The 6,014-nt window shown below is 52.9% G+C and carries 8 protein-coding genes; 3 read left to right on the top strand and 5 right to left on the bottom strand.

Annotated elements, in window-relative coordinates; translation table 11 throughout:
* The coding region (locus tag Q371_RS27735) for a hypothetical protein (RefSeq protein ID WP_034340390.1) at positions 1-185 on the top strand (185 nt) is incomplete at its 5' end.
* Positions 186-250: 65 nt separating this feature from the next.
* On the opposite strand, the gene Q371_RS11250 is transcribed toward Q371_RS27735, so the two are convergent.
* The gene (locus tag Q371_RS11250; protein WP_169743828.1) at positions 251-424 is read right to left on the bottom strand and encodes a helix-turn-helix domain-containing protein; all 174 of its coding nucleotides are present in this window, start codon (positions 422-424) and stop codon (positions 251-253) included.
* 124 nt (positions 425-548) lie between these two features.
* On the opposite strand from Q371_RS11250, the gene Q371_RS11245 reads away from it, so the two are divergent.
* Positions 549-1,091 (top strand): hypothetical protein, encoded by a 543-nt coding sequence (locus tag Q371_RS11245; RefSeq protein WP_034340385.1) that lies wholly within the window; start codon positions 549-551, stop codon positions 1,089-1,091.
* A 46-nt stretch (positions 1,092-1,137) separates the two neighbouring features.
* Here the strand turns inward: Q371_RS11245 and Q371_RS11240 are convergent, their stop codons facing one another.
* The 3 genes from Q371_RS11240 to Q371_RS11230 all read right to left on the bottom strand — a co-directional run bounded on the left by Q371_RS11240 (position 1,138) and on the right by Q371_RS11230 (position 3,549).
* On the bottom strand, positions 1,138-2,367 hold the full coding sequence (locus tag Q371_RS11240) for a sensor histidine kinase (protein ID WP_245618320.1): 1,230 nt from the start codon (positions 2,365-2,367) through the stop codon (positions 1,138-1,140).
* Positions 2,367-3,053 (bottom strand): response regulator transcription factor, encoded by a 687-nt coding sequence (locus Q371_RS11235; protein WP_034340461.1) that lies wholly within the window; start codon positions 3,051-3,053, stop codon positions 2,367-2,369. The genes Q371_RS11240 and Q371_RS11235 overlap by 1 nt, the downstream gene beginning before the upstream one ends.
* A gap of 61 nt (positions 3,054-3,114) precedes the next feature.
* The gene (locus Q371_RS11230) at positions 3,115-3,549 is read right to left on the bottom strand and encodes an SHOCT domain-containing protein (protein WP_034340382.1); all 435 of its coding nucleotides are present in this window, start codon (positions 3,547-3,549) and stop codon (positions 3,115-3,117) included.
* A 274-nt stretch (positions 3,550-3,823) separates the two neighbouring features.
* Between Q371_RS11230 and Q371_RS11220 the strand changes: the two genes are divergently transcribed.
* Complete coding sequence (locus Q371_RS11220; protein WP_034340377.1) at positions 3,824-4,792, top strand: hypothetical protein; 969 nt, start codon at positions 3,824-3,826, stop codon at positions 4,790-4,792.
* A 115-nt stretch (positions 4,793-4,907) separates the two neighbouring features.
* Here Q371_RS11220 and Q371_RS11215 read toward each other — a convergent pair whose 3' ends face one another.
* Positions 4,908-5,870: a hypothetical protein gene (locus tag Q371_RS11215; RefSeq protein WP_051964126.1), complete on the bottom strand. Its 963-nt coding sequence runs from the start codon at positions 5,868-5,870 to the stop codon at positions 4,908-4,910.
* Positions 5,871-6,014 lie beyond the last annotated feature (144 nt).

The raw sequence follows: 6,014 nt of genomic DNA, 5'->3' as shown, positions 1-6,014 counted from the left end.
GGATGGGTGGAAAAGAAGCGTTCGACGCGTCTGAGCTTGGACGTGTTTTGAGCTTCTCCGGGGAGACGGTCAGCAATACTCTGCTGGATGACATGTTTGCCCTCCAGGAGGGCTTGGAGCATGTGACTGAGGGTATCGAGGTGATTCTTGCGGTAGGGAAAGTGTTCCCTCAGCAAGTCAGTTAGGGTATGCTGGTTTTTGCCAGACGGACAGTGTTTCATAGCAGATTTACTGTACCAGTCTGGCTTTTTTACGCCTCAATCAAACTGTCGGGTACTGAGGCATTTGCCACAAGAATAAAACGTTGTTTCCACAGGGAGATGGTGTTGGGATGAACCCCCAGATCATGAGCCAGGTCTTTTTGGACAGGGTGGGGATCTTCAAGACGTCTGGTGGCTTCCAGACGCCGTTCCTCCATTTGCATGCGGGTCAGTTTGCTGGGCCTCCACTTCATCAGCCCAGCATAAACCGATCTCATTTCCCGGGAGCAGGAAATGAGGTTGTGATCCTTTGAGTACACTTGTGGGAAGCAAGGGGTGAAATCGATCGTGAAGACCCGTGAAATGGTGATGGACACCTATGATCTGCAATGCAGTGGACCTTTTTCGTTGAAAGAAGATCGATTTAAAAGAACGCTGGAAATCATGCCTTTTTTCAAGCTTCTTCCGGAAGGCAATCCCCATGAAACGCCAGAAATGCTGGGGGCTGAACTGGATCTCCTGCAAGCCATGTTTCTGTGCAAAGTGTTCGATCAGATGTTCAAGATTTCTGCTGTACCAGTGCCCACCCGATATTGGGAGCCTAAAGTATCGGTGGAGGATGCTTGGCAGATTGCTTTGGCCGAACACCAGAGGGTGCGTGACGAACATCCAGATTGGTTGCTGGGGGATCTGGATGAGAAATGGAGCCCTTATTCATTTGCAACGTACAGTCAGGTCTATCATTTTTGGTGCACCAATGGTAAGGCCCAAAAGGAGGGAAAGATTCCTGGAATGTGGGGGGTAATGGTGGACCGAGTGGATGGTTCCATCTGGACCAGAGAGCACCTGGATGCCTTGCAGGTGATGGACAGTCTCATTCGCAAACTCTGAAGGCAGTACGATCTTCCGATAACTTCTGCTCAGATCAGTAAATGCTTTAAAGCGGAAGAATCAAGGTGAAAACCGCTCCACCTTCAGGATGGTTTCCAGCCTCCAGAGTTCCACCGTGGGCCTCCACAATGGCCCTTGCGATGGGGAGCCCCAGACCCGAGCCTCCATCCTCCCGTTTCTGGCGGGTTCTGGAGAAATCCCCTTTGTAGAAACGCTCAAAGACCCGTTCAAGGGCCTCATCGGGAATGCCGGGTCCGTGGTCCCTGACGCTGATTCGCACCTCTGGGCCTGTGGTTCTGGCCTGAATTTCGATGGGACCTCTGGCGTAGTGCACGGCATTTTCCAGCAGGTTGTTCAGGACACGGGTGATTTGAGCAGGATCAAACGTGGCAGTCAAAGAAGGGGGAACTGTGGACAGCAGCACCTGCAAACCCATCTCTCCAGCACGGTGCTCGTAGGCCTGCATCACGCCATTCAGGAAAGGCTGGAGCTTCACCTGCTCGGGTTTCAGGGTCAGGCCCCCACTTTCGGCCAGAGACAGGGTGCGCAGGTCGGTCACCAGTTGTGAGAGCAGCATCACCTGATGGTGAAGGCGGTCCAAGGCAGGTCCATCGGTGGGGATCACCCCGTCCTGCATGGCTTCCACTTCGGAGCGCAACACCGCCAGAGGGGTCCTCAGGTCATGGGCGATGTCTGCAACCAGATTGCGCCTCCACGCTTCTTGCCGTGCCAGACCACTGGACAGGCTGTTGAAGGCCTCTGTGAGGGTGCGCAGTTCGCTTTGCATGTGTGGGAGGCGCATTTTGAGGCCCCTCTCCCCCCTTTCCATGCGCCTCGCCCCTTCGGTCAGAACCACCAGTGGGTGCGTGAAAATCCGGGTGACCACCCCCGCCACCAGAGAGGCCAGCATGAATGAAAACAAACCCGACAGAAAAGCCGTGGAGGTGATGCGTTTGAACACCTCTCGGGCCTGCTCATGCTCTGGGCCGTTCAATTCTGCGAGTTTGGAAAACAGGGACCCGAACCGCTGCGCCGAATCTGGAAACAGGGCACTGAACACCCCATTCAGGATGAACCACGTGTTCAGGAAAACCGCTGCCAGAGCCACAAACGCGAAGAACACCGTCAGGCGTTTTCGCAGACCCCACGCTTTGCGGTGCATTCTCCGCCAGTGGCGACGGGCTTTGCGGAAATCCTGATCGTGGTGCAGGTGAGGCGGAGGGCAAAACGGCTTTTTTTCTTTCAACCTTTTCCACTCGGGTTTCATGTCAGACATCAGTGGCCTTTTCCGTGCACCACAAGCTTGTAGCCCACGCCACGCACCGTTTCGATGGCTTCCCCATGCTCACCCAGCTTTTTGCGGATGTTTTTGATGTGGGCATCCACCGTGCGCTCGTCGGCGTAACCCGAGGCGTCTCCGGTGACCGCGAGGAGTTCGGCCCTCTGGCGCACACGGTTCGGTTCCTTTGCCAGCAAAGCCAGCAGTTTGATTTCGCTGGTGGTGAGGTCCACCGCTTTTCCTTCACAGAGCACTTCAAAAGCCCCGAGGTTCACTTCCAGCACACCGGCACGGTACACCTCTGGGGCCATCACCTGACCACGGGTGCGGCGCAGCACGGCCTTGACCCGAGCAACCACCTCTCTGGGGCTGTAAGGTTTCACCACGTAATCGTCTGCCCCGAGCCCCAGACCCACCAGACGGTCCACTTCATCGTCTCGGGCGGTCAGCATGATGATCGGCACATCGGATTCAGACCGAACCCGACGGGCCACTTCCAGACCGTCCAGCACAGGCAGCATCAGGTCCAGCAGGATCATGTCGGGCTTTGCTGCACGCCACAATTCAAGGGCCTGCATGCCGTTTTTGGCCCGTTCGGTGTGGAAGCCTTCTTTGCGGAGGTAATCTTCCAGAATTTCGGCCAGTCGGGCTTCGTCCTCGACAATCAAAAGGGTTTGCCTCATGGGTTTCATGCTACACCTGAATGGGAAAGGGGCAAGAAGGGTTGCCTTCTTGCCCAGAGCTTCAATCCTGCAGGGTTCTGCGGATGGCTTCGAACTGCTCGGGGGTGATTTCGCCCTGTGCCAGTCGATGACGGGCAATTTCCAGAGCACGGTCCTGCATGAAGGGGGGACGCCACTCGGAGGCTCTCTCTTCGTGTTTGACGGTTTCCTCTGGGCGACCTCCCAGGGCTTCGGTCATGTCGAGGTAGGCTTCACGGTCGATTTCCCCTCTGGCGTAGCGTTCACGCACGATGCGCAATGGAGCGTCATGCTCCATCATGTGGTGCTTCCAGTGGCGTCTCATGGACTTCCAGTGCTTGCGGGAGTGCCCTGAGCATCCCCCTCCCCTTGAGCCCCACGCCAGCATGCGAAACATTCCAAAGAGGAACATGAAGAACAACACCGTTCCGAGAAAATTGAGAAACCCGAGTCCAAATCCAATGCCTGATTCCAACATGTCTTGCTCCTTTCAGTGACCACAGATTAAAGCCCTGCAGGTGAACGCTGCAGGGTGGATTTGTGAATGCTGTGTGAACAGGTTGACAGACTCTGGCAGACGATTGAGAAGGACACTTGCAAAAAGAGATCAGGAGGGTTCACAGCGTACAGCAAAAAGACTTCAATGGAATTTGAGGGTCTTTGAAATTCAAAAATGAGAGACATCAAGAAGCATCCCTTCAGGAGAGGAACATAAAAAACTGTTGCACAATGGGTGTGTTATTTTGGAGTAGATGTCTGTCCTTAAAGCTTTGATGTTGAGCATGTCCTTGCTGGGAATCACCAGCGCAAAAGACCTCTATGTTCCCACACAAGTGGTGCCCTCCCCCATAGAAACCTCAGGCTGCATGGTTGATTATGAGTCTTGTGTGCCTGCTGATGCAGTAGGCAATCAACTGTATTTTGTCGTTCGAGGACCTGAGAGCGAGGTCTTGTATGCTTTTGACTCTTCTGAGAAGCAAGCACGTCAATTGATGGCTTTCAATCACCCTGTATGCGATATTAAATTTATCGATGAGCATCAATTTTATATCCAATCCAGCGATCTGTTTTTATATGACTTACGAGACTTGAAAAATCCAATCCAAGGAAAATTACCCAAGGGATACGTCAGCGCCTGCGAAGATGACATGCTACTGCTTGACAGAGATTCAAATAAGCTTTTTTTCATTAATACTCGTGGGGATATCATGAGCACTACAATAGGAAAAATTACTCCAGTCACACACTTAACCAGTGAGTATGAATACAATGAACTTCTAAAAACAGATGGCAATTACATATATTTTATCGACAAATATTATGATTTACTCTCATTGGACCCCAAGACGAACAAAACACAGATGACTCTTAAGAATGAAGATGATCATCTCGCACTTTTTATAAATAGATCATCCAATCTTTTGTATCTGGCCACCACTATACCCAAAGTATGCCTTCTTAATATTTATAATCTTAAAAATAAGAGCCTGAAAACCATCAAAATGGAATTGTGCCCTTCAGTCATCAAAGAAACCCCACATCAGGAACTGCTGGTTGCAGGTCGATTCGGAGGCTTCTTGGTGCTCGACGCCCAAGGCAAGGTGCTGCAACGGGTGAAAGAACAAAAAGTCCTCATTTCCTCGATAGAGTTTTTGCAGGATGGGACCCTGTGTGTGGTGCGCGAAGATGGCAGTTTGCAACTGTATCGCCGGAATGAATGATCCTTTGATTCAAAACCATTTGGCTGAATGACAGTGGGCGTGCATCCACCTGCAAATGCACGCCCACCTACCCGGTTCTATGACTTGACAATTGACTTGTGAACCTCAAAAAAGATCAGCGAATGCTTCTGGAAAACCGCAAAGTTTGCACCCGTCCAGCCTGAATCACGCCCCACGTTCCTGCAACCACCAGAGCCACAAGGCCCACCCCAGAGAGCAAAACCGTCATGCTGGGGTTCAGGAAAGGCTCGTTGCGCAGGGCCTGCCAGACCTGCAGGCCGACCAGTCCCAGATACCCGGCTGCCCACACCCAGAGCAATTGCATTTTGGTGGTTTCAAACATGCGCCTCTGAGGAATGCGGGTCAGGTACAGGGCCAGCAATGCCAGCACCTGCATGGCATGGGTGCCAAAAAAGTGGGCGATGCGGAGGTCTCCGTGGGTGGTGCTCCATCCGATCAACGGAAGGCCCGGACCGCCATCTTTCAAGACCCCGACCGTGTGGGCACCCACCAGATCCAACTGCTGCCCGGCGTTCAGGGCGGCTTGCTGGAGGGCATTGGGGGCCGTCATCAGGTAGCCTTCCAGAAATCCCAGCAAGGAGAGGAACAACCCGAGGCGCATCCCCAGCATCAAAACCGGGTGGTTGCCCCTCTGGAAGCACATCAGAATCATGGCCAGCAGGTTGAGGACGAAAAACACCACGATCATGCTGCCCATGGCCCCCCAGATCAGGGTGTCCAGAGGGGTGGAGATGTTGAAGTGGGACGGCACCCCCCGGACGGTTTGCACCACAATCAGCACCACTTCCAGAACAATCAAAACCGTGCCTGCTTTGAACAGGTTGCGGATCACTCGGGCTCTGGGGGGCAACACCGCAATCATCCAGTTGAGGGTCAGGGCATAAAGTGCAAGTGACACAGCAAATTTGAAAGTCTTGCTCCATGCAGGCATTCCCAGCACCTGCCTCGGGTCAAGCCAGAGGCCCAAAAGCGCAAACCCAATCAGGATCAGGCATCCCCAGAGGGTGTAGCGCAAGGTGCGTGAAGGCAGAAAGTGAACAGGCCGATCAATGTGCATGGCTTTCTCCTTTTTTGTTCAATGGAATGGTGTTTTTCATGAACTTAATGTAGGAGGAAAGGCCAAACCAGACATCCCTCAAAAGCATCTCCTCCTTTTGGAGGAGGTTTTGACATCTTTTGGAAAGGTTTAACCTGCCATAAT

This window comes from Deinococcus misasensis DSM 22328 (genome assembly GCF_000745915.1).
GTDB classification, from domain to species: domain Bacteria; phylum Deinococcota; class Deinococci; order Deinococcales; family Deinococcaceae; genus Deinococcus_C; species Deinococcus_C misasensis.
The sequence above is the reverse complement of the archived record's forward strand: the minus strand, read 5'-3'. Positions and strand labels throughout refer to the sequence as shown.